A 23,331-nucleotide genomic window follows, 5' to 3' on the forward strand; every position below is an offset into this window, starting at 1 on the left:
AGTTATCCGATTTTACACAAAAAAATCATTAGTTTTCAGACAATTAATCAATTACTTTAATTCAAATGCAAAAGACGCCAACACTCTACGTGTTGACGTCTCTGTTTAATCATAAAACCGTTTCACGCGTAACAAACCCTAATTTCGCGCCCCCAACTCACTGCGCAGCGCCCGGGCGGCGTCCTTGCTACCCGTAAAAATCAGGTGGTCATTCGGCTCAATTAACGTGTCGCCATGCGGGGCCACAAAGTTACCGTTGCGGTATATCCGGCTGACCGTAATTGCGCCGATATCCGGCAGGCTCTGTAACGTTTTGCCCGTGTACCGGTGATTGTGCACTTCGACTTCGTACAGGCCCGCCTCCGTGTCCGTGAGCAGCTTCAACGTCGACGGCGACTCAATCATCCCCCGCAACAAACTGACGTTCACGGTAAACGTGTTAAACAGTTCCACACCATCGGCGGCCAATTCCTCGATGCGCTCGTTACCCGCCTCGCGCGTTTCAAACCGTGCAACGACCCGCGGCACCTGGTGATCCACCGCCATGCGGGCAATTCGGTAGTTGCGGTCAGCGTCCATATAGCCCAGCACCATAATGTCGGCGTCAAAGGCCCCCGCCGACACGAGGGCGTCCTCGTCCAATGTGGATAATAGCTTGACGTTGACCTGACTATTGTACGTCCGGAAATTCTTCTCCGAATCGGTCACCATCGTAATGTCGTACAGCCCCTTTGCCAGCTGTTGCGCCACCGGCACGGTCAGGATGTTCGCGCCTACGAACACCACGCGTGTCTTGACCTCGTCTTCGGGTTGCGGTTGGTACAGCTTGTTGAACACAATCGGTGCCAGCACGCAGCTCAGCACGGCCGCTAGGGTAAACGCCCCCGACTGGTCGGCAGTAATGGCGTTCAGGTTGCGGGCAATGGTTAACGTCGGAATCACCAAGGTAATGGTTGTTGACGCCAGCACGGCACCTGCGCCGAGTTGCGGGCGTTGAACCGCTGGTGGTAGATAACGTACGGCACCACTTTGGCCAGCACGAAGCACAGGAAAAATACGGGAATCAACATCAGCGCCTGCGGATTGCCCATCATGGTCCGCAGGTTCAACTTTGCCCCCGTCATAATGAAGAAGATGGGAATGAAGAAACCGTAGCCGATGGACGTCAGCTTGTCGCGCGTCACCTCACTCGGCCGGAGGAGCTTCATCACGATGCCCGCCAGGAACGCGCCCAGAATGTTCTCCGCGCCCACGTTCTCGGCGATGGTCACCAGCACAAAGATGAGGAAGAACGCCAGGCGGATGTCCAACTGCGTCGTGGACTTGTCAATACGGGCAAAGAACCGGTAAATCGACTTGAACCGGCGTAACAGGATAATGGCCGCCACAAATATCAGCAACACTAACCAGATGCGGGCCGCGTGCCCGCCATTAATCGTCGAATAGACGGTTAGCGCGAGCAACGGCACGATTTCACCCAGTGCCGCGGTGAGCAGAATCGTCTGCCCCAACGGCTTGCTGAGCAACTCCTGCTCGGTCAGAGCCGCAATGACCACGCCTAACGCAACGGTCGAAAACAGGATGGTCGCCAGCATTACGTCACTAAACAGGCCGAAGAACTTGAGGGCAACGCCCAAGATTAACGCGGTGACCACAACACCGGCAAAGCCGACGCCGGCCATAAAGACGGGCGACCGTTCCGTCGTCCCGTCCTGCTTGGGCCGCGGCTTTTGTACGAAGAGGTCAAAGTTAATTTCCATCCCCGACAGGAAGATCAGCACAATCACCCCGAGGCTCGACAAAAACGTCAGGTCAGCAGTGGTGGTCACGAAACCGAACCCCGTTTTGCCTAGAATAATCCCGACCACAATCTCGGCGACCGCGGTGGGAATCCCGTTGATTTTGAAGCGCGCCATGAATAATGGAATCATTAACGCCGCAACCATTACGACTAACATTGAAATTTGCGCCATGATGCACGTCCTTTCACGTGGTGTGTCAATTGGTTTCCAGTATAACGCACCTGACATGATGATTTCATAACAATCTTGGTGTTAGTCATAATCTGTCACGTACATAAAGGGAGCCGGCACGTGTGCGCCGACTCCCGCTTTGACCCTATCGCATTTATGCGCCCGGCTGATAGTCGGGATCGATAATCAATACCGGCTTAATGGTATCGCCACTGCGTGAATCCGCGTTGGCCTGGTTAATCTGGTCGAACGGGTAGAACTTCTCCGTCTTATCAAAGTCAAACATCCCCATCTGGTAAAACTTAATCAGTCGGGGCACGTCGATTTGTGGAATCGAGTCGCCCATGTTAACCCCCACAATCTTCCGGTCAGAGGTACACAGGTCGTTCCAGGTATCGACGTCAATATGGTGCGCCGTGACCGCGATGGTCGCCGTCGTACCACCCTGCGCCAGGGCCTGAATGGAACTCTCCATCACGCCGTCACGCCGGTGGTATCGACGGCCCAGTCAACACCGTAACCGCCGGTCAAATCGCGAATGCCTGGACGGCATCCGTGTTGCGACTGTTGATGGTATCCGTCGCGCCCAGCTCCTTGGCCAGGGCTAACCGGCTGTCCACGATGTCCACGGCAATCACTTTGGTGCAACCCGAGATCCGGCCGGCCATCATGGCGGCCAGGCCGACCGCGCCGGTACCAAAGACGGCGATGGTGTCGCCCGGATGTGGTTGCAACGTGTTCAACACGGTACCGGAGCCGGTTACGTAGCCACAACCCAGTGGCCCGAGCATCCGCAGGTCGAGTTCCCTGGGTACTTTGACCGCGTTCCGCTCCCGAACAACGGTCGTGGTGGTAAAGGAACTCTGGTCAAACATATCCGCCACGTGGTGTCCGTCGAGGGTAAAGTGCGATGAACCATCGGGCCGGACACCAGACAGATTATTATGTGCGTAATTCAAACACTGGGTAGGCACCCCGCGCAGGCAGTTAGCACACTGCCCACACGCGTAGAAACTGAGCACCACGTGGTCACCCGGCTGAAACTGGGTCACCTCGGGGCCAACCTTCTCGACAATACCCGAACCCTCGTGGCCAAGGACAATCGGGTAATCAATCGTGGCGTCCCCCACCCGGAGCGCCTCGTCCGAGTGGCAAATACCCGTGGCGACCATGTGGATTTGTAGGTCATCAGGACCCATTGGGCACAGTTCCACGTCGTCCCGCAATTCAAAGTCGGCGCCCTGGTGGTCCACAACTGCAGCAGTTATCTTCATTATCAATACCCCCAAACGTATACGTACGGTTAACGGTCTACGTAGTTAATCATCGCACTACCAGGATAGTTTTGCAAAGGCTTACATTATAATGGAAGCAACGTGTTCTGGGGATAATAAAATACGCGTCGGCAACGGGACCAAATCTCCGCTGGACGCGTATTGTGCACTTTTTAGCTAAATTCAGCGGGTCGCGTAACCGTCACCCCAAAGTGGTACTGGATGGCCGCCAAAATGCGCTCCGTCGCGTGCCCATCCCCATACGGGTTACGGGCCCCAGCCATCTGGTTGTACACCGCCGGGTCGTCCAGTAACTGCGTCATGGCGGTGCGCACCCGGTCCGGGTCCGTTCCAACCAGCCGCAGTCCCCGCGGCAACGCCCTCGGGCCGTTCAGTGGTATCCCGCAGCACGAGCACCGGCTTGCCCAGTGACGGTGCTTCTTCCTGAACACCGCCGGAATCACTCATAATGAAGTAACTCCGGGCAGCCAGGTTGTGGAAATCCACCACGTCTAACGGCTCAATTAGGTGTACCCGCTCCTGACCGTCGAACACCGCGTGCGCAACCCGCTGCACCGCTGGGCTCAAGTGCACCGGATACACGATATTCACGTCGGAGTGAGCCCGCAGTACGTCCAGCATGGCGTTCAGGGTGCGGCGCATGGGCTCCCCCTGATTCTCACGCCGGTGCATCGTGACCAGGATCATCCGCTGGTTAGCGGGTATCTTGTCCAGTACGTCGTGGTGGTACTGCGCGTTCACCGTTTCGTGGAGTGCATCAATGGCGGTATTCCCCGTCACGAAGATATGCGCAGCCGCATGGTGTTCCAGCAATAAATTATCGCGGCTCTGCGCGGTAGGGGCAAAGTAGAGGTCGGCCAACACGTCGGTCAGTTGGCGGTTCATCTCCTCCGGAAACGGATTGTACTTTGCCCACGTCCGTAACCCTGCCTCCACGTGGCCCACCGGCACCTGCTGATAGAACGCAGCTAGGCACGCCGCAAAGGTAGTGGTGGTGTCACCGTGAACCAGCACGATGTCCGGCTGCTCACGCGTCAATACATCACCCAGAGCCAGCAGCACCCGGCTAGTGATTTGCGCAAGACTCTGCCCCGCCCGCATGATATCAAGATCATAGTCGGGGTGAATATTGAATACTTGCAGCGCCTGATCGAGCATCTCGCGGTGTTGGGCCGAAACGACCGTAACCGGCACAAACGCTGGATTCCTTTGCAACGCCTGCACGATGGGCGCCATCTTGATGGCCTCTGGACGCGTACCAAACACCGTCATTACCTTAATTGCTTTGATCATTTTGCCACCCCCATGGCTAACATCAACACCCTAAACGTCGTACTCCAATTCCTTGATGGCCCCATTCATGAGGTCGTGCGGGTCGTGCATCGTTTGACCGTCCCACTGTTCGATGCCCGCACGCAACGAGAGGTCGACGCTCTGTAACGCGACCGATGCCGCGGTGGCCTCCACAAAGCGTTCCTTAATGCGCGTTGCGGCAATACCCGCGCCCGCCGAATCCGAGTACAGTAGCACCGCCCACGTGGGGTTCGTATCGTCCAGCATGTAGACGATGTCGTTGTCCCGGGTAGCGTCGTTAATTGCAGCCGACGCTACTTTGATTAACTCATCCACCCGCTCGGTGCTCATCATGCGTTGCAGGTCGGTAAAGTAGCGGACCTGAATCACCACCGTGGTGACCGGCAAGTTAAAGCGCCGGTTCGTCTCGGTGAACACCCCCACATCCTGAATGTAGGAGACCATCGTCCGCAGGTTGGTTTGCTCGTCCAACGCACCCCGCTCCACCATGTCCGCCCGCATCCGGGCATTATCCGTCTGTAAAATCCGCAATTGCTGCGTCATGCCGTTAAAACTCAGCAGCAGCAACACCGGCGCCACCAACCAGAACAGCATCACCCATACGTTGAACGTCCGCTGCATCTCGGCCAGATAGATTATAAATAGCGTCTGCCCCAATAGGAACAACAGGTCGGCGGCGAGGCCCGGAATGGTGCCGAAAAAGTAGCCAATGAGAATCAACACCACCGTCACGATAAGGTACACGGCCCCCAACAAAACGGTGTGCGTAACCGCCGTGACTGCGGCAACGAAGAAAACCAGCACCAGAAACACCATCAGCAGCACGTCACTCATCGTGGCGGCGCGGCCATCACTATTTTTCATCGCCGGTCTCCTTCCGTCGTAGCATACCGTTCTTCCGCAAAATCAGGACCATTATCGCCACAACCACCACGATGACGGCCGCCGCTACGACCAGGTAAATAATCACCTGCCGGTTGCGGGTTAGCTTCTGCTTCTTGGCGGCGTTCACGTCAGCCGCTGCGTTCTTCTTGAAACAGTACGAGTAGTGGTTATTATCCCGGTCGATGACCAATGCGTCGCCCTTGTATCCCGACACGTCCGCCTGGGTACTCAACTGCGTGGTGGCATTAACCACGTCGCTACTGTGCGCCGCCGTGGCGACCAGCAACGCCCGCTGCTGGTTGTACGGGGACCGCAACAATTGCGCCGTACCGATCGTCGCACCGTAGCGGTGTTCGATACTCAACTTTTCGTTACTCAAAATCCGGTTGCCACCCCGCGCAAAGCGGAAGTACAACTGCCCGTTGAGTTTCCGCACCAACGCATTATCGTGGTACGTGCCAAAGGCAATCACGCTACTTTGCTTCATCCGCGCGGTGCTAGGCACCTGCGTGGTAAAACGAATGCTCCCGGTATTCTGTTGGGCGTAGTTACCAAGCAGGTTCATGATGTTCGTTAGCGCGGCCAGGTCATCGTCGTTCATACTCCGGGGCCGCACGACCACAACGTTGTCAAACGTCTGGTTGCTGATAAAGGTGCTCGGGTAATTGGTAAAGAGGAGCGAGTTTTGCGGCGTGGTTTTAATGGCCGCCGTCGACTGACTGTCCAGCTCGGCCCACGGGGTAGTCACATCCGTCGTACCACCACTCCCCGCCAATTGCAGGTTAAAGACCACGCTGACCGTGAACGAATTACCCAGGGTGAGCTTGGTCGGCAAGCGGAAATTGTACGTGCCTCCGTTGGCCCGGGCGCGGTCTAGGTGGGCACTGCCCACACTTTGGTCACCAACCTTCAGGGTGACCAACGAATTCTTGAAGTTCAGGTTGTCCGCGTAACGCAAGTGCAGGTGGACAACCGAGCCCTGCGAGTTAGTACGGTCGATGGGCACACTCAGTACGTACGTGAGGGTGTGCTGCCCGGTGCCACTAACCCGGTCCGTACCCGTGGTTAGTTGTCGCGAACCCTGATACTGGAGGACCGACGTTGACGTACTGGTCTGCGCCGTCACGCTCTCGGTTGGACCGGTGGTTTCCTTCATTAACTCTTGGTTGGCCACAAACTGCGCCGCCTTCTTCAGTAGGCCGCCCGTCCTGGCCGTCACAATCAGATAATGGGTGCTCCCGTCAGTGGCCGTTTGCAATACTGCACGCTGCGCGGTTACCTGGTCGGCTTGGACGAAACGCTTCAAGTCTGCCGGTAAACGGTCATATTGGGCGACCACCAGCCGGTAATCGGCCTGCTGGGCAATACTGCTGCCCCAACGCGTCAGGTTCAACTTCCCGTCCGTTGTCACAATAACGCGCGCCACCCCGGCAAAAGCGTAGGCACTGGCGGTTAACTCCGCGTCATTGGCACCATGCGGCATCACGATGGCACTCCGCCGATTAACGATGGTATCCATCCCAATAAAGTGGGCGTAGAAGGAATTGATGTCCTCACTAGCTCATTGAGGTGGTAAGTAAAGTTGACGTTGGCCCCGCTACTCAGCGTTAACCAGTTAGCCGGCGTCGTCACTAGATCACTCGTTTGCCCCGCCTGGTTGATGATCTGGCCGTTGATGGTTAGCACGTTGCTACCCCGCAGCAGGTCTAACGGTAGGTCCACGGTTTTACTTTGCAGGCCACTGGTCTTATCGGGCCGGAACGAGTAAAACTTCACCCCGTTGAGGCTCAACGTAATGTCTGAAGTTTGCCGATTGGAGAGCTGGGACACCTGAAAACTAAAGTTAAACTGGGCCTTATGGATGTCCCAATAATCTTCCTTCGTGAAGTTCAGGCTCGTCGTGACCGACTTACCGGAGAGGGTCATCGTGTCGTTTTGGAAGTTCTGCGTGTAGGTCTGATCACCGTCATCGGCGCGGACCGTATGTGCCGGTGCCACCAGCACCATAATTGCCCCGATTAGCGCCACCAGGGCCATCATTAAGTTACTTGTAACGCTTTGTCTTGTACCACTTTGCTTGTTGATGAAAGACTTGTTCTCGAACATAATTCACCATCGTATGCCGCTACAACTAGCCACATCTGACTGTAGATTAAATACATGGCAATGATCACCAATAGGTTGCTAAACTTCATCTCACTCTTTTCGGTCGTGATGGTCACAAAGGTGCTAATGACAAACGCCAGCACCGCCGTCAACCAGAGGCCATTACTGAACCCGTTGATGTCGGAGTGGACCACGCCCGCAACCGACAGGACAAACACGGAGTCCGACAGTATGAGCGACGTCATCAACAAAAAGTAAATCGACATGAAGTAGATGAGGTCGAACCGGATGTGCCGGCCCGCCTTGGTAAAAATTTTGTGGGCGTTCTTCAACACCACGTAGATGTTGCCCTTCACCCACCGCGTACGCTGGTGAAACCAAACGTCCAGCGTCTGCGGCTCCTGCTCCCAGGTGACTGCCAGCGGCTGAAACTTAATGCGGTAATTCCGCGCGTACACTTGAAAGCTGATTTCGGTATCCTCGGATAGCGCCTTGACGTCCCACCCACCGATTTGCTCCAACAAATCACGCCGGATGACGTAGTTGGTTCCCGGAATCGTGCACAGTTTGAACAACTACTGGCGTCCGGCCTGGGCCATCCACTGAAACGACAGGGTCTCCACGTTGATAAAACGGGTGAGGACGGTGGCGTTTTTTGTTCCGGGTCCGAAACTTACCGATAACCGCCCCGTAGTGATCGTAGCTGAGTAGTTCCGCCACCAGGTACCGTAGCGCGTCGTGCTCGGGCGTATTGTCGGCATCGTAGATTGAAATAACGGAGCCTCGCGCATGCTGTAACCCGATGTTCAGGGCGTTGGATTTACCTTTGCCCCCGTTGGTCTTGTCGGTGTTAACCACCGTTAAGTTACGGTCCGGGTGCAGTTGCTGCAAGGCTTTGAGTAGGTCGGCAGAGTTATCGCTCGAGTTATCGTTAATCACAATAATTTCGTAGCGGTCGGCCGGGTAGTCCAGTGCCAGCAACGCCTGCACCGTTTTGACAATGACGATACCCTCGTTATGCGCCGGCACCATAATTGAGACAAAGGGGGGCGTGCTGGGCAACGTCGGCGGCGTCGTCCTCGACCATTTCAGGTAGTACGCATAACCGGCGATTGTCAGTATCACGTTGACGATGAGAATCGCCCAAATTGCAAAAATCGCTATGAATAAAAATCCATCAAGAATGGTGATGAGGTTCGTCCCCCTTTCGCCGGTACATGCGCCGGTAAATACTGCGACCAACCGCAATAAATACCAACATAATGGTCAGTGTCACGCCAAAGAACACCCACATGACCGTACTTTGCAGTTGGAAGTAACGGTTATACCAAGCCTCGCGGGGTTTAGCCGGCGTGGTCGCACCAGCACTAGCACTTTGACCGGCGGTAATGCTCTGGGCTTGCCCGTTAAGCTGCCACTGACCGTGATTGTACGCAATGGTTGTGCTACCCACCGTGAATTGGGTCCGCCAACTAGCGTCGGGCGACTGCCACGACCCGTTAAACCGGCTAATCGTTCGTTCGAGGTCAGATAAACCGCGACCACTATCTGGCAGGCCAAAGGTAATGGCGGTAGGCAGCGCGAATTGGAGCGACGACTTTGCCAATGCGGAACCCATTTTGGTCGACGTCAGTTTCCGGCCAGGCAAAGCGTAGTACGCGTTGGCAAAGGTGCGGCCGCGACCGTCGTGATCAACGTTCACCACCGTTTGCTCGTTCCCCATGAGAACCACGGTCTGGGGCTGACCCAATCCGTCTGTGCGTAACACGGCGTCCTGGTTCCAGTACGCCTCGACGCTCATCCCCACCGGTAGTACGCCACGGTTCGCCAGGGCCGTCACCATCGCCTGCGTGTGGTTCCGCAAGGCTTGCCGGCTCGCGCTACTATTACCGGGATCGCCAACGGCCAGGTTGTGCAGCAGCACCACACCACCAGCGAGTTCAACCGCCCGCAGTGTGCGGGCATAACGGTCGAGCTCCGGCAGGTCGGTATTGGTATACACGCCCGCGACGCTGACGGCAAAGTTGATGCCGCGATTCTGCAGGTAGGTGGCCAATTGCCGTAGCACCCGCATATTGGTGTACGGCGTGACGCCGGTGATTGTAAGTAACGGTGCGCTGGTGGTGTGGCGCCCCCAAACGGCTGCGAACATTTCCTCGGCCAGCATGATGTTCATACCGCTAGTCGTGAAGTAGGGCATCACGCCGTCTGCCCGTGAACGGCGGTGAACGGGTACTGTGTAGTGCCGTTCTGCCGCGTGAGCGTGCCCAGCGTGGTGCTGTCGGCGGTTGTGCTGGTAATCACCTGCTGGTCCGCGCTAAACGGTAACAGTTGCTGGGTGTTACTTTGCGCATCATGCAGGATAAACTGCTGGCGGTAAACCGTCCGTAGTGTCACCCCCGCGGCTTGGGCCTCGTTAGCCGTCACGTTAGGTCCCAAGTGAACGCGCACACCGGTGAACTGGTCGCGATCCCGCATAAACGACTGGTTGGTTAACCGTAACTGTGGCCAATTAATCAGTGTGACCACACCGTCGTAATGACCACGGCTCAACATCCCCCGACGATAATTGGCGATGTTGACCGTCTGAATACGTACCCCCGCCGTCGTAAGTAACCGCTCCACTGCGTACAGGTCGCCCGTTTGGCCGCCAGACACATTCTCGGAATCGTACGCCAACATGACTTTGGGCGTGGTGTCCGCATGGACCGGGGTGCGTGGTACGGTTGCGACCACAACCACCGCCGCGGCGCTCACAAGTGCTACTTTGAGTAACCTCACTAATCTACTCATACGTCCTGCTCAGCCCCCTCACGGTACGCGTGCCAGAGCCGTCCGTTCAGCGCGTCGGCCACCAGAATTACTAGGATAATTTCCAGCGACATTGGCGCCAAAAACATGTGCTTGGCGAGGTCCGCGGTACCATCGCCGATAACCGACACGATGGGTACCCCAATGAGAATCGACAGGAGCCCGAGTACCAGCATGAACCGGAGCACGCCCTCCGTTGCCCCCGCCCGGATGTCCGCGTATAAACCCACCGAGAAAACGAGGATTAACACCACGGCCAGCAGGATGTTGAACGCAAACCGGCGCGGTAGAACGCGCGCATCAGCGTGCTCATCCCGGTGAAGTAGTGCGCCTGCTGCTGGGCGGACCCGCCGGCCGATTGCGGGTAGTCGCCCACCGCGCCCACCTGAACCACCATGAGGTTCTTGGCCGTGACGTCCATCAGCGCCATGAATTGTTGGGGATGCTTTATGTAATAGGCCACAACCCAACCGGTCGAGAGCTTGCTGGTCAAATGCTTCGTGGTGGCCTTATTCGTTGGTAGCACGGACGCGTACTCCGGCGGGTTGTAAGCACCGTTACGCATCAGCGCGTACTGCCGGTTGATGCCGGCGCCAGCAATCGCCTTCCCCGGGTGCTGCTGTTCCACCAGCACGCCGTAAGTAAACGTCTGGTACATATTAATGTCGTTAAACTGTTTGGAGATTAAGGCAAAGGTGACCACGCCGGTGAGCAACACCGCCGCAATACCCCCGAGTATGTATGGCCGTACGCGCCGCCACTGGGGAATAAACAGCAACCCGAGCGTGACCACCGCCATGCTGAGGGCGAGCGGCGCATTTTGTTGCTTGTTAAACACCATCAGGGCACTGCTGACAAAGTAGAGCACCACGAGGGGCCACCTGCGTCGGTACACGTTGCGGCTCAGCAGTAAAATTGCCGCCACGGCGTACAGCAAAAGCGTCAAGCCCCCCGGCTCGGCGAAGAAACTATTCATATATAACGTGATGGCAGAATCATCAAAAACAAACACCACCATCAAAGCAATGATGTAGCTCCGGATCCCCCGGACTGGGTGCGTTAAGGCCACCGTCAACAAGTACAGCGCACCGAGGTAGAGGGCAAAGTTCACGATGCCCATAAACCGAATATCGAAAATCTTGTGACTATACAGCAGGCCGTTCAGAAGCTGGGCTAGCTTGACGAAGAGCGTCTGGGAGGAATGCACCACCACCGCATGCTCGTTAAAGTACTGCATGATGTGGTATTGCGGGTGGAGGTACGCAAAGTAGTCGCTACGGGAACCAGCGGCAAACGGGTACATGCCGTTAGAATAAATGACACGCCAAAAATCACCGTTATCGGCATAGCGTGAACGACTGGCCCGAATAAAAATGGGCACACAACCAGTAGACTCACGATGACCATGAACAATCCCGGTGACACGAATCGTTGAAAGCCACGCCAAAAGCGTGACCATACACTCCCCATTAATCGCACGCGGTGACACCCCCTTTGGTGAAACTAGCGTCCCCCAACGCTAGTGATTACTGAAACGCGGCCACTAACGCCGCTAAGTTGTTATAAGAAAATGCGTCCTGCGTAGTGGCATCCCCAATGCCACCGAACAGCGGTGATTGCGGCTTGGTAACCTGATCGGCCCACACCCGCCGCATCGCCGCTTGGTAATGCTCGCGGTCATGAAGCACACGGAAAATCTGCGCGCACACCGCGTAGCTACCAGCCGACTGACCGGCGTTGACAACCTCACCCGCCGTACTGTAGCTAAGCGCCAAATCGCCACGGTTCACGCGTTGCACCAACCACCGCCGCGTTGTCGCCCGTAGCTGACCGACTTGCGCCAGGTGGAGCAACGTTTCCATGGCCTCCGTGGTGTTCAGGTTCTGGTGACCATACTTACCGGTCTGCCAGTTGTAGTCGACCGCATACAGCGGAAACGCGTCGCCCAGGTAGCCGCCTTTGACCACACGAAGTTGCCGGGCGTACTGCCGCCGCGTGGTGGCATTCTCACGGCTGTAGTAACGCAGTACTTGCAAATCAAAGTAAGCCAGGCTGCCGGTGCGTGTGCCGGATTTGGCGGCGGGATCGTAATAATTAGTCACCTCGCCTTTGCCCAACGCGCCGGTGCGGAGATGTGCGTACAAAGTCGCCGCGGTGCGTCGGTAGTGGTGCGTACCGCGCAACTGGTCGTACGCCAGTAACGCGCGAATAATGCGCAGGTCGTCAAGCGTCGCGTTCACCCCGTAGCGCTTGCCGGACCGGGGGTCGTAGCGGTAGCTGAACTGCCCATCCTTGTAGAAGGTCCGCTTGGTGACGCCGTAAAATTCGCGGAAGTCCCGCCAACGGTGCGCCTCAGCCAGATAAAGCAGCCACATGCCAGACGATTCACTCAGCATCTCGTGCCCAGTGGCCGCAGATGCTTGCCGTTGCTGGGTGTCACGGTAGTTCGTGTACACACCCTGCTTGCGGACCATCTTTGCTTGCGTAAAACGGACCAACCGTTGGCGCTGCGTGCTGTCACGACCATAACTAGTCGACGGCACCATCGCGGTCGGCGCCGCTTTGGGCACAGCAACATGCGCGGTCGACCGGCCACAAGCGACCGTACCCAGCACAATCAACGTTAAGCCCACCGCTAGAATCCAGCGCTTCATCACCAACATCTCCACAAAAATATAGTTACCTCGCATTAGCCATTCTTATACCAAGATAATAACAAACATGGAGGGGTAAAACAGTGTTTATCGACAATTTTTGCGTATACGACGTCAAGTCACGAACGAAATTTATGTGCCCTCGCCGCCCAAACAAAAGGAATCGGCACTCGTGGTGAGCACCGATTCCTACTTTGGCGGTCAACCCGCCTGTTTAATTTTGCGTATTTGAACTGTACGTAATTGTAGCACCAACTGCCGCTACCGTGCGGCGGTAGAGGCGAAGTAAATCATGGACTCAATCATGGCGATGAAGAAGCTGACCGGTACGTTCGTCCAGTACGACAGCGCGAGTGCACCCCACACGCCGACTAAGGCGAAGATAATGGCGAGCCCAATCATGTGGGACACCCGCCGACCCCAGCGCATTGCGGCACTAGCTGGCAACGTCATCAGGATGAAGATCAGCAACGAGCCGACCACCTGCGCGGAGACCGCCACCGTGGTTGCCATCAACACCAGAAAGACCACATCGACCATTTTGACGTACGGCAGTGAATCGACGGCCGTCGCGTGGTCAAACGCCACGTGGCGCAATGGCCGGTACAATACGACGCCCACCAGGAGCACCGCCAGCGTTAGGATAATCACCTGCACGATGTTCGCATGACTGATACTGAAAATGGAACCAAACAGGATGCTGGTGGCCGAACTGGCATTCTTTTGCGACAGCGCCAGGAACGCAATCCCCAGCCCAATCGCCACGGAGCTGACGGCCGACACGGTCGACTCACTCCGGCGCTCGTCGCCCATGTCGAGCTGCCCAATGCTGGCTGACGACACGAGGGTAAATCCGAGCATCCCCAGCAGCGGTGACCAGCCCATGAACAGGGCAAAGGACGCGCCGGCAAAGCCAATTTCACTCAGCACGTGGGCCAGGAACGACATGCTCCGGGCGACGACAAACACGCCAATGAAGCCGCTGACGATGGCAATGAGCGTACCAACGACGTACGCGTTTTGCATAAATGGATAATTAAACATGGTCGCGGCCCCCTTCCTCAAGCTTACTGGTATCCAGGTCCGCAATGGGGCCAAACTCCGCCCCATCCGGGCTCAGCAGTAAATAATTATCGGAGTACCGTTCCACGATATCCAAATCATGACTCACCATGATGACGCTCAGGTCGTGGTGGTCACGGTAGTGCTTAACAACGTCCATCAGGGCAAACTTGGCCACGTTGTCCAAATTGGCCGTGGCCTCGTCCAAAATCAGCACGTCCGGGTCCTGAATCATTGCCTGAGCGAGAAAGGCCCGCTGCTTCTCACCACCGGACGCGCGGTCAATCCGTTCGTTGGCAATCTCCGTGAGGTTAGCCTCGTTCAGTACGTGCTCCAGGTGCTCCTTCTCACTCCGCCGTAACCACGGCAAGAGCCCGCGGTCGTAGCTGAGCCCAACAAAGTCGGCGATGTGGAGCGGAAAGGCACCGATATCGTCGTGATACTGGGGTACGTATCCGATCCGCAGGTCTTGGGCGTGATCCCGCACCAATTCCCCCTCCGTTAGTGCCCGCTGGCCCATGATGGCCCGAATGAGCGTGGTCTTACCCACACCATTGTCGCCCACGAGCGCGAGAATCTGGCTGCTATCGAGGTGGAAGTCCACGTGCCGGTAGAGCCAGCGCTTGTTGTCGGCAAACTGAATACCGACGTCCTTACCAGTAAGAATACGCACTTAAATACCTTCTATCTTTATCTAATCAACACTACACGTCGAGGCAAACAGTCAGCTTATGGATAAACTGCCCAATCACGGCCTGCTCGTCCGCGGAAAAATCGTTGAGCACCGCCATGTACGCCTTGAGTGTATCCTGGTGGTTCTGCGCGTGTGCGGCGGCCAGCTGCTGCCCAAAGTCGGTCAGTGACCACTGCTTGCTGCGCGCATCATCGGGGTCACGCGTCAGCGACACGACGGCAGGCACCAATTTTTGTAGTCCACGCATCGCCTTGGTAACACCAGCCGCCGAAATGTCCAGTTCCTTGGCCAAAGTCGAGTTCGTCTGCGGTCCTTGCAGCAACATCATCAACGCGTGCCCCTGCGTGCCCGTGACCTGCCCCGTACTTTCGCCCAGAAGGACTTCCTGCTGATTCTCTGGCACCACCCGCCGTACCTCATTTAACAGGTTGGCTAGCCGTTCCGCGTATACCTTTGTGTCTGCCATTTTTGACCTCCGTGTCGTGTTAATGCGTTACTTCAGCGTATTGAGTACCGCCTTTAGTTCCTTTGTCTGCCACTGGATGTACGTTTCGCCAGCGGGCTTGGTTTCCGTGATGTTCACCACTGGCACCCCGTGATTCCGGGCGTACGCCACCGCCGACTTCACCAGCCGCCCACTATTTTGCGGGTTGTTAATCACAAACTGGACCGTGTGGTTTTGAACGTCGGTCTGCCACTTACGAATATCGTTCGCCGTCGGGTCATTTTCGGCGTCGACAGCCTCGGCAAAGCCGGTGGAGTCACTTTGCGCGCCCAGTGCCGTTAACATGTTATCATACACCGGCTCTGTTGCTAGGTACCGTTTGCCCGCCAACTGCTGCTTGGCTTGTTGCTGCAGCTTCGTGAGGCTACCGAACTTCGCCAAGTACCGTTTGGCGTTGGCGGTGTACTGCTGACGGTGCTGTGGGTCAATCTTGATTAGCTTGGCCTTGACCGCGTTGACCACTTTGCTAGGCGTGGTGGGTTTGTACCATAGATGTTCGTTGCCACCCGTCTTAAAGCCCGTCAAAGTAGCAACGTTAATCGACTGCGCCCCCGTGTTCTGCTTGGCAAACTGACTACTCCACTTGTCGTAACCACCGCCGTTAGAAATAATCAGGTCCGCCTCCGCGTATTCCTTGGCGACGTCGGAAGTGGGTTCGTAATCGTGGGGGTCCACCTTGGTGTTCTGAATGACCGCCGTCACGCTAGCGTACTTCCCCGCCACGCCTTTAGCCATCTCCCCGTAAAAATCCAAACTCGTTACAATGTGAATATCCTTTTTGGTGGTGCCCTGTTGCTGCTGCGACAGACCGCGATTAATCACGAATCCCAATGCCACAACAATCAAAACCAGCGGCACTGCAACCGCCCACCAGATGCGTTTCTTTTGCATGAGTCAATCTCCCCAATTTCTGCGTTAACATACCAACATCGTTTTAATTAACCGGTTAATTAACCAGTTAAATATAATTGACTCTGGGGACGGTGTCAACACTTACTGACAAAAAAAATAGTTAATTTGTGGATTTGTCAGTCAGTTATGTGGGTGGCGGCAGCGTAGGCCGGACCGGTGATCTGCGGCTTTCGTGGGGTGCTCCATGGTAACCACTGTTGGGGCGAAGGCTTCAACCCGCCGAGTGCGGGCGTGTTTCCGCCGCGATTTCAAGCCTGCCCGGGCTTGGCAGGCAGGCTCTAAGTCGCACCGGAAACCGCGGTTTTTGCGGTTGGAGGTTTCGCCCTAGCAGCGGTCACCGTGGAGCGGTCCACAAAGTCGTAGCACGCCACAGCGCCCCCGCCGGCCAGAACCGCCAGCCAGGAGCGCATATTTGACGAAATCACCTAAAAAAAATCCTGCACACATGAATGTTTGCCAGGCTTAGTTGTCTATATATACTCTGTTTCCAGAGGGAGTTCCATCAGTCCTTATTTCCCGGGAAATAACCAGTGACTTCCTCGGTATACCCGTACTCCTCGTTAAACCGGCGCAAAGTCTCCTCATCGTGGGTGCTAGCCAACCCCTCCCGACGCAACTTAACGTACAGATCATAGTACGGTAAGCGGCGTTCACGGGCCAAGGCCAGCTCGGCGTCCACGTCGTAGTTAACGTGGCGCAAGTCAATGTCCGCAATTCCCTGCTCATCAACGGTCAACAGCAAATACTGCGCACGCTGATCACGCCTCATCGCTGGATATGGAGAGTACGGTTGTCCTACCGCGCCGGGATTGAGTACTAGCTGTCCATCATCCCCATACCGAACCAACTGCGCGTGGATATGGCCATACACGGCGACATCCGTCCGCCCATCGGCAAACAGGGCGTTGAAATTACTTTGCTCGGCCCGTGGGTACAGCGTGTGGCCAAAGTTAATTGCCGGTAAGTTGTGCTGAATGCCAAAACGAAGGCCGCCAATTTCACGAACTGCACGTAACGGCCATTGACCTAACCTTTGCAGGTCTGCTGCGGGCATTCGCTCCAATAAGTAGCGGACGTTCCGGGCGACAAAGATATCCATCGGCCGCTGGGGGTGGTAATCACCCCGCATAATCGCGGCCGCAAAGTCATCCCAATTACCCCGCACCCGTACGATTGGATGGATATCATCCAGCAATGACCACACGTCTTCAGCCCCCGGACCCGGCATGTAGATATCACCCAAGCACCAATACTCATCAGCTGATGCCGCCCGGGCGTCGGCCAAAACGGCACGCAAAGCCGTGATGTTACCGTGAATGTCGGAAATAATTGCAATTTTGGTCAATCTGCCGCCTCCTCAATGGTTGATCAATTATCAGTTACCGTTCAGTATACTCATTCTAACTAAATAATTGCTGGTGACAAATCTGCGTACACTACCGATTTGACGGTGCAATTTTCCCTGTCGGTTTTGACCAACTCCACCCTAATTTAGCGTAAATATTTATCGTCATCTCCCACCTTGCAAAACATTGCACTTTATCATCCCAAAATTTGCATAACCTCTACGGCCGCCGTGAAAGCGATGCCAATTATTCACTACGCAATCCTACCGCCCTGACCGGAGTGACATTGTTAATTTGTGATGCCACACTTGTTGCATTAGGGGTGTAAACGGGTACGACAATCTTTGTAAACTATGTTAGAATGAACGAGTAAAAAAAATTTGTTTCCAGTTTTTAGGAGGACTTTATAATGCCATTTGTTAACGGCACAGAACTGTTTGCTGCGGCTCGTAAGGGTCACTACGCTATCGGTGCGTTCAACACCAACAACCTTGAATGGACTCGTGCCATCCTCAAGGGTGCTCAGGACTTGAACGTTCCTGTACTTATCCAGACTTCCATGGGTGCTGCTAAGTACATGGGTGGTTACAAGCTTTGCAAGGCTCTGATCGAGCTGACTGCAGAATCCATGAACATCACCGTACCAGTTGTTATTCACTTGGACCACGGTAACTACGAAGCTGCCAAGGAAGCTATTGCTGCCGGCTACAACTCCGTTATGTTCGATGGTCACGACCTGCCATTCGCAGAAAACTTGGAAAAGACTAAGGAAATCGTTGCCTTGGCCCACGCCAAGGGTATCTCCGTTGAAGCCGAAGTTGGTTCCATCGGTGGTGAAGAAGACGGTGTTGTTGGTGAAGGCGAATTAGCTTCTGTTGACGAAGCTAAGCAGATCGCTGACACTGGCGTTGACTACCTAGCTGCTGGTATTGGTAACATCCACGGCCAGTACCCAGACAACTGGAAGGGCCTGCACTTCGACCGTCTCCAGGAAATCGCTGATGCTGTTGCTCAGCCACTGGTATTGCACGGTGGTTCCGGTATCCCTCAGGAACAGGTTGAAAAGGCCATCTCCATGGGTATCGCCAAGCTGAACATCAACACTGAATGCCAGCTTGCCTTTGACAAGGCTACTCGCGAATACATCGAAGCCGGCAAGGACCAGCAGGGCAAGGGTTACGACCCTCGTAAGTTGCTGGCTCCTGGTACTCAGGCCATCACGGATACCTTCAAGGAAATCTGTGGCTGGATGGGCACTAAGTCCGTTAAGTTGGTTCCTGAAGAAGTTTAATTACTCCTTCACGACCACAGCAAAACCCGCTAACTTCGGTTGGCGGGTTTTTGTGTGCTCCCAGATGGACTGGAGTTTCAGCAAGTCTGTGTAAAGACGCTACCGCGAAGCTGCTAGTTACTATCCCTGACGTCGGTAAGCCCATACGGTCAACGGTACAAAGGCCGCCATAATCACGGCACCACTCACCAACACCACGGTGGCGTCCATACCCCAACCACCATTACCCAGGAGGCTGCGCATCGCACTAATGGTCAGGGTCACCGGATTGACCTTAACCAAAGTCTGAATCAACGGCGGCAAGGTGCGTGTGGGAATAAACGCGTTAGACAGGAAGGTCAGCACCAGAATAATGATCATCGACAAGCTCCCGATCATCTCCGCGTCTTTGGCCAACAGCCCCACCAGCGCGAATATCCAGGAAACGGACCAGCCGATAAAGATGGCCAACAATAATGCCGCCGCCACGTCGACCAGGCCGGCGGTTGGGCGCCACCCCATCACCGCGGCCGTCACCAGCGCCATCACTCCAGACACTAGTAGCCGGAGCACATCCCCCACCAGCTGACCGGCAAGCGGGGCCAGCGGCGATATCGGCAGGGTCTTGAAGCGGTCAAAGACGCCGGCATTAATGTCCGTACGCAACTGCTGACCGGAGCCGGACGCAGCGTTGAGAATACTTTGAATCAATATCCCCGGCACCAGCATCGGTAGGTACGCATGAACGCTGCCGGCAATCGCGCCACCAAACAGGTAGCCAAATAGCAACGTAAAAATGACCGGTTGCATCACCACGTCGCTCATATTATCCGGGTTATGCAGCGTCTTGAGTAGGTTCCGGTAGGCCATGGTCATGGTGTTACTAATAACGTGATTTGTTGATTGATTATCCATATTTTGATACCTCGTAATGTGATTTCCTTAATTGGGTCCAGCCCGAATTAGTTTTTACCCACGGTCATCCGCAAAAATACATCATCGAGTGACGGCTCGGTGACCGCAAAGTTGCTCAGCGGAACGCCGGCATCCTGTAACTTCGTCGTGATGGCGGCCACCGCCCGAAAACCATCGTCATCGAGGTACGCACTCACTTTACGGTTCTGCACCTCCGTAGGTCCAGCCAACACGGCCTGCACCACCGCTTGTGCTGGCGCAACCCACCGCAGCTCCGGCACCTCTATTTGCAGGTGCAGACCTCCCACCCGCTGTTTGAGGGCGCTCGGCGTACCCAAAGCAACCATACGTCCATGATCAATCAACGCAATGCGGTCGGCCAACTGGTCCGCTTCCTCTAGGTACTGCGTGGTCAGTACACCGTCGTGCCGTGTTGTACCAGCCGACGAATGGCAGTCCACATCTGCGTGCGCGTCCGGGGATCCAGCCCCGTCGTTGGCTCGTCCAGGAAGAGGATGCTGGGGTTGCCAATCAGGCTGACGGCCAGGTCAAGGCGCCGCCGCATCCCGCCGGAGAACTGGTCGAGGCTCTTGCTGGCGGAATTGGTTAAATCAAAGTCGCCCAGTAACTCAGTAGCCCGGCTCCGGGCATCAGCACGGGTGAGCCCATGCAGCCGGCCAAATATCACCAGATTTTCCATGGCGCTCAAGTCCTGATCAATGGATGCGTTCTGACCCGTCAACGCGAACTGTTGCCGAACCCGCGGGGCTTGAGTCACCGTGTCAAAGCCGTTCACCAGAATGTGCCCCTGGTCCTGCCGCAACAAGGTCGTGATCATTCTCAAGGTGGTCGTCTTGCCCGCGCCATTCGGTCCCAGAAGCCCGAACACCTCACCTTTGCCGACCGTAAAGGAAACATCGTCCACGGCCACCTGGGTGCCGAATTGCTTCTGGATACCCACTACTTCAATTGCATTATCATTTGTCATGTTGAAAACCACCTTTGCATTTAATCAGGTGCCCTGATTGAATACATAGTAAGGCCCCCTGATTAAAAAGTCAACCATTTGCTTTCTCCGGCCCCGGTGGAATACGGTATACTGAAGAAAATAAGGAATGGACTGATTAACCGTGGGCAAGAATATCAAGGCCGAGCTCGTTGCCGGCAAGCTGGCTGAATACGAACAGCTCAGTAAAATATACGACGATATCGTCAAACAACCCCGACCACGCCTAACGGTTGAGGGCCAGGGCAAAGTACTGTTGGTGTTGGCCGAAGATGACCACCTCTCCCAACGCCAGATTGCAGACCGCCTAGGCATGTCACCCCAATCAGCCAGTGAGTTTATCGCTAAGCTGGCAAAACGCGAGTTGGTGACCCTGTCCAAGTCCCCGAATGACAAGCGGGTGAACCTCGTCCACCTGACCGCAGCCGGTCGCCAGGAAGTAGAGGCGGCCGCGCAGGAGGTGCCCCCCTTTGTGAACACGCTCAGCGACGATGATCTGGACGAGCTCGCCCGACTGATGGGCAAAGTTACGACTGCGATGTACGCCGATATTGACGCCGCCAACCCCACATTGGCGGTCAAGTTTCACAAGTTGTTCGCCAGCCGCTACTTACGGCAGTTTAAAAGCTAGTGGGTGCCAAGATTAATCGTTAGGCTTACCTTTTGTAAGCGTGCGTGGTATAATACAACTTAAATAAAGTGGTGTCCCGGACATTTTTCCTGGCACCAACAATTGGGGGTAATTCATTCATGGAAATGTACAAACCAACGGTGGTGTCCGACGACGCTGTCCGGACCGAACTGAACAAGCCTGGTAAGCAGGTCATGTTTATGACGGCGGACTGGTGTGGTGATTGCAAGGCCATCAAGCCTTTCGTCCAGCAGATTAAGGAACACGCAATGAGCGATGGTGCCGGCTGGGTTGACGTCGACCGCGACGCCAACATCGAAATTGCTAAGGAGCAGGGCCTGAAGGGAATTCCTGCCTTCGTCCTCTTTGAAGACGGCAAGCAGATCAACCACATTGGTAATGGCGAGCGCCTGAGCCCCAAGCAGGTAACTGACTGGGTTAACGGCAACGTCCTCGCTTAATCCCCGCTAGGCACAAAAAAAACGACTACTGAGTAGTCGTTTTTTGTGCCTCAATTAGTTCAATTGCTGGCCCATCGTTTCCCGACCCAGCACCATGACGGCGAGTACCGCAATAACGATTGCCGCCGTGAAAATAGCAAAGATGCTGGCGAAACTAACGCCGCTCGCAATCAGGCTACCGACCAGTAGTGGCCCCACGATGCCGCCAATTCGGCCCACGCCGGCCGCTAAGCCGGAACCACTACTACGCACGCTACCCGGATACTGCTCCGGTGAGTAGGCGTACAGGGCGCCCCACGCCCCCAGGTTGAAGAAAGAGAGGAGCATCCCCATCACCAGCAGCCAAGCCAGGCTCGTCGCCATCCCAAAGCCGAGTGCGGCGGCAGCCGTGCCCAATAGGAACGTGGCCAAAACGCGCTTCCGGCCCCACTTTTCAATCAACCACGCCGCCGTGAAGTACCCCGGCAGTTGCGCAATAGTCATCACCAGCACGTAACCAAAGCTGCTGATCATGCTGAAACCTTTGAGTTGCATAACACTTGGCAACCACAGAAACATGCCGTAGTAGGAGAAAACCACCATGAACCACACAATCCACAACATGGCCGTCGCCCGCAGGTATGGTGGCCGCCACAGCTGGACTAACGTGGCCCAAAAGCGGGGCTTGCGGTGGCCGGCCGCCAGGTAAACGGGTGACTCTTTGATCCCGCGCCGGAAGTAGAACGCGTACACCGCGGTGAGTCCGGTGAGGACCATCGCCACGCGCCAACCCCAGTTGGGGATAACAAAGTATGAGATCAAGCCGCGGCCAACCAGCCCGCCGCCCAAAAGCTCTCCAGCAGCACAACACTGCGGCCCCGGTGTTCGGTCGCCACGCTTTCAGAAACTAACGTAGACGCCACAGGCAGCTCACCGCCTAATCCGGCCCCAATCAGCAACCGTAACGTCATGAACATGGCGTACCCCGTAGCCAAAGCCGATGCGGCGGACCCAATCGAAAAGATGAGTAACGTGATAATGAGCACCGTTTTGCGGCCAACCCGGTCAGCCAGCATACCGAACAGCACCGCCCCGATGGCCATCCCAATTGAGCCGATACTACCAATCCAGCCCATTTGGACAGCGTTCAGGTGCCACTCACCCTTAACGGCCGCAATAACAAACGAAAGCATCCCGACGTCCATCGCGTCAAACAACCAGGCAACACCAACGCCGGTGATTAGCCGCGCGTGTGCCCAGATTCCTACCTGTTTAGTCGATTCCATGAATAATTCCCCCAGATATAATTGCCATTAGGTGTCTTGACACCCTACGTAACGAAACTCATTTTCCACTTTGTGGGGTGTCTTGTCAATGGCTGTTGCAGAAAAAAAACGCGCCACGCTGGTGAAACTTACCGCTGCTGGTAGGTAGTCTCGGGTTGCTACGGTGGTGTTTGACGGCAGCGTTGGTCGGAACGGTGTGCTGCGGCTTTCGTGGGGTGCTCCATGG

Annotated in this window: 15 protein-coding genes and 7 pseudogenes; 3 read left to right on the forward strand and 19 right to left on the reverse strand. The window is 55.7% G+C overall.

The genetic code is table 11. The features are described from left to right. Positions 1-138: 138 nt before the first annotated feature. From JCM12539_RS06425 to JCM12539_RS06500, 16 genes and pseudogenes are all read right to left on the reverse strand, one after another. Positions 139-1,973: pseudogene (locus tag JCM12539_RS06425) on the reverse strand (monovalent cation:proton antiporter family protein). A gap of 154 nt (positions 1,974-2,127) precedes the next feature. Next, a pseudogene (locus JCM12539_RS06430) lies at positions 2,128-3,247 on the reverse strand (NAD(P)-dependent alcohol dehydrogenase). A 173-nt stretch (positions 3,248-3,420) separates the two neighbouring features. Further along, a pseudogene (gene wecB, locus JCM12539_RS06435) lies at positions 3,421-4,558 on the reverse strand (non-hydrolyzing UDP-N-acetylglucosamine 2-epimerase). A 33-nt stretch (positions 4,559-4,591) separates the two neighbouring features. Further along, positions 4,592-5,446 (reverse strand): hypothetical protein, encoded by an 855-nt coding sequence (locus tag JCM12539_RS06440; protein ID WP_054650142.1) that lies wholly within the window; start codon positions 5,444-5,446, stop codon positions 4,592-4,594. Beyond that, positions 5,436-6,950: a cellulose biosynthesis cyclic di-GMP-binding regulatory protein BcsB gene (locus tag JCM12539_RS06445; protein ID WP_054650144.1), complete on the reverse strand. Its 1,515-nt coding sequence runs from the start codon at positions 6,948-6,950 to the stop codon at positions 5,436-5,438. The genes JCM12539_RS06440 and JCM12539_RS06445 overlap by 11 nt, the downstream gene beginning before the upstream one ends. Further along, positions 6,950-7,507 carry a cellulose biosynthesis cyclic di-GMP-binding regulatory protein BcsB gene (locus JCM12539_RS14670; RefSeq protein ID WP_054650146.1) on the reverse strand — a complete coding sequence of 186 codons (558 nt, stop codon included), beginning with the start codon at positions 7,505-7,507 and terminating at the stop codon, positions 6,950-6,952. The genes JCM12539_RS06445 and JCM12539_RS14670 overlap by 1 nt, the downstream gene beginning before the upstream one ends. Before the next feature lie 4 nt (positions 7,508-7,511). Next, a pseudogene (locus JCM12539_RS06455) lies at positions 7,512-8,764 on the reverse strand (glycosyltransferase family 2 protein). After that, a complete protein-coding gene (locus JCM12539_RS06460; RefSeq protein WP_054650148.1) occupies positions 8,751-9,773 on the reverse strand; it encodes a polysaccharide deacetylase family protein in 1,023 nt (340 codons plus the stop codon). The pseudogene JCM12539_RS06455 and the gene JCM12539_RS06460 overlap by 14 nt, the downstream one beginning before the upstream one ends. Then, the gene (locus tag JCM12539_RS06465) at positions 9,773-10,366 is read right to left on the reverse strand and encodes a hypothetical protein (protein ID WP_054650150.1); all 594 of its coding nucleotides are present in this window, start codon (positions 10,364-10,366) and stop codon (positions 9,773-9,775) included. Before JCM12539_RS06465 ends, JCM12539_RS06460 begins: the two co-directional genes overlap by 1 nt. Beyond that, positions 10,363-11,843 (reverse strand): annotated as a pseudogene (wsfD, locus tag JCM12539_RS06470) (glycan biosynthesis hexose transferase WsfD). The gene JCM12539_RS06465 and the pseudogene wsfD overlap by 4 nt, the downstream one beginning before the upstream one ends. Before the next feature lie 67 nt (positions 11,844-11,910). After that, complete coding sequence (locus tag JCM12539_RS06475) at positions 11,911-13,038, reverse strand: glycosyl hydrolase family 8 (RefSeq protein WP_225350274.1); 1,128 nt, start codon at positions 13,036-13,038, stop codon at positions 11,911-11,913. A 261-nt stretch (positions 13,039-13,299) separates the two neighbouring features. Further along, positions 13,300-14,082: a metal ABC transporter permease gene (locus tag JCM12539_RS06480; protein ID WP_054650154.1), complete on the reverse strand. Its 783-nt coding sequence runs from the start codon at positions 14,080-14,082 to the stop codon at positions 13,300-13,302. Beyond that, the gene (locus tag JCM12539_RS06485; protein ID WP_054650156.1) at positions 14,075-14,773 is read right to left on the reverse strand and encodes a metal ABC transporter ATP-binding protein; all 699 of its coding nucleotides are present in this window, start codon (positions 14,771-14,773) and stop codon (positions 14,075-14,077) included. Before JCM12539_RS06485 ends, JCM12539_RS06480 begins: the two co-directional genes overlap by 8 nt. A gap of 31 nt (positions 14,774-14,804) precedes the next feature. Then, positions 14,805-15,260 carry a MarR family winged helix-turn-helix transcriptional regulator gene (locus JCM12539_RS06490; protein WP_054650158.1) on the reverse strand — a complete coding sequence of 152 codons (456 nt, stop codon included), beginning with the start codon at positions 15,258-15,260 and terminating at the stop codon, positions 14,805-14,807. A 27-nt stretch (positions 15,261-15,287) separates the two neighbouring features. Continuing rightward, a complete protein-coding gene (locus JCM12539_RS06495; RefSeq protein WP_054650160.1) occupies positions 15,288-16,190 on the reverse strand; it encodes a metal ABC transporter solute-binding protein, Zn/Mn family in 903 nt (300 codons plus the stop codon). Positions 16,191-16,713: 523 nt separating this feature from the next. Further along, a complete protein-coding gene (locus tag JCM12539_RS06500; RefSeq protein ID WP_054650162.1) occupies positions 16,714-17,556 on the reverse strand; it encodes a metallophosphoesterase family protein in 843 nt (280 codons plus the stop codon). Between the two features lie 410 nt (positions 17,557-17,966). Here JCM12539_RS06500 and fba point away from each other — a divergent pair, with 410 nt between their 5' ends. Beyond that, the gene (fba, locus tag JCM12539_RS06505) at positions 17,967-18,848 is read left to right on the forward strand and encodes a class II fructose-1,6-bisphosphate aldolase (protein ID WP_054650164.1); all 882 of its coding nucleotides are present in this window, start codon (positions 17,967-17,969) and stop codon (positions 18,846-18,848) included. Between the two features lie 120 nt (positions 18,849-18,968). Here the strand turns inward: fba and JCM12539_RS06510 are convergent, their stop codons facing one another. Beyond that, the gene (locus JCM12539_RS06510; RefSeq protein WP_420835971.1) at positions 18,969-19,760 is read right to left on the reverse strand and encodes an ABC transporter permease; all 792 of its coding nucleotides are present in this window, start codon (positions 19,758-19,760) and stop codon (positions 18,969-18,971) included. 29 nt (positions 19,761-19,789) lie between these two features. Next, positions 19,790-20,730, reverse strand: a pseudogene (locus JCM12539_RS06515) (ATP-binding cassette domain-containing protein). 142 nt (positions 20,731-20,872) lie between these two features. Between JCM12539_RS06515 and JCM12539_RS06520 the strand changes: the two are divergent. Together JCM12539_RS06520 and JCM12539_RS06525 are read left to right on the forward strand one after the other, a co-directional pair. Next, positions 20,873-21,379: a MarR family winged helix-turn-helix transcriptional regulator gene (locus JCM12539_RS06520; RefSeq protein ID WP_054650168.1), complete on the forward strand. Its 507-nt coding sequence runs from the start codon at positions 20,873-20,875 to the stop codon at positions 21,377-21,379. A gap of 119 nt (positions 21,380-21,498) precedes the next feature. Further along, positions 21,499-21,840, forward strand: a complete 342-nt coding sequence (locus JCM12539_RS06525; RefSeq protein WP_082405375.1) for a thioredoxin family protein — start codon at positions 21,499-21,501, stop codon at positions 21,838-21,840. Positions 21,841-21,894: 54 nt separating this feature from the next. Here the strand turns inward: JCM12539_RS06525 and JCM12539_RS06530 are convergent. Continuing rightward, positions 21,895-23,105 (reverse strand): annotated as a pseudogene (locus JCM12539_RS06530) (MFS transporter). Between the last annotated feature and the right edge of the window lie 226 nt (positions 23,106-23,331).

Source organism: Lacticaseibacillus pantheris DSM 15945 = JCM 12539 = NBRC 106106 (genome assembly GCF_001311175.1).
GTDB lineage: Bacteria > Bacillota > Bacilli > Lactobacillales > Lactobacillaceae > Lacticaseibacillus > Lacticaseibacillus pantheris.

Excerpts from the sequence above, each read along its gene's own strand:
- JCM12539_RS06440 (WP_054650142.1), bottom strand. The coding sequence starts at position 5,446 with ATGAAAAATAGTGATGGCCGCGCCGCCACGATGAGTGACGTGCTGCTG.
- JCM12539_RS06445 (WP_054650144.1), bottom strand. The coding sequence starts at position 6,950 with ATGCCGCATGGTGCCAATGACGCGGAGTTAACCGCCAGTGCCTACGCT.
- JCM12539_RS14670 (WP_054650146.1), bottom strand. The coding sequence starts at position 7,507 with ATGATGGCCCTGGTGGCGCTAATCGGGGCAATTATGGTGCTGGTGGCA.
- JCM12539_RS06460 (WP_054650148.1), bottom strand. The coding sequence starts at position 9,773 with ATGCCCTACTTCACGACTAGCGGTATGAACATCATGCTGGCCGAGGAA.
- JCM12539_RS06465 (WP_054650150.1), bottom strand. The coding sequence starts at position 10,366 with ATGAGTAGATTAGTGAGGTTACTCAAAGTAGCACTTGTGAGCGCCGCG.
- JCM12539_RS06475 (WP_225350274.1), bottom strand. The coding sequence starts at position 13,038 with ATGAAGCGCTGGATTCTAGCGGTGGGCTTAACGTTGATTGTGCTGGGT.
- JCM12539_RS06480 (WP_054650154.1), bottom strand. The coding sequence starts at position 14,082 with ATGTTTAATTATCCATTTATGCAAAACGCGTACGTCGTTGGTACGCTC.
- JCM12539_RS06490 (WP_054650158.1), bottom strand. The coding sequence starts at position 15,260 with ATGGCAGACACAAAGGTATACGCGGAACGGCTAGCCAACCTGTTAAAT.
- JCM12539_RS06495 (WP_054650160.1), bottom strand. The coding sequence starts at position 16,190 with ATGCAAAAGAAACGCATCTGGTGGGCGGTTGCAGTGCCGCTGGTTTTG.
- fba (WP_054650164.1), top strand. The coding sequence starts at position 17,967 with ATGCCATTTGTTAACGGCACAGAACTGTTTGCTGCGGCTCGTAAGGGT.
- JCM12539_RS06525 (WP_082405375.1), top strand. The coding sequence starts at position 21,499 with ATGGAAATGTACAAACCAACGGTGGTGTCCGACGACGCTGTCCGGACC.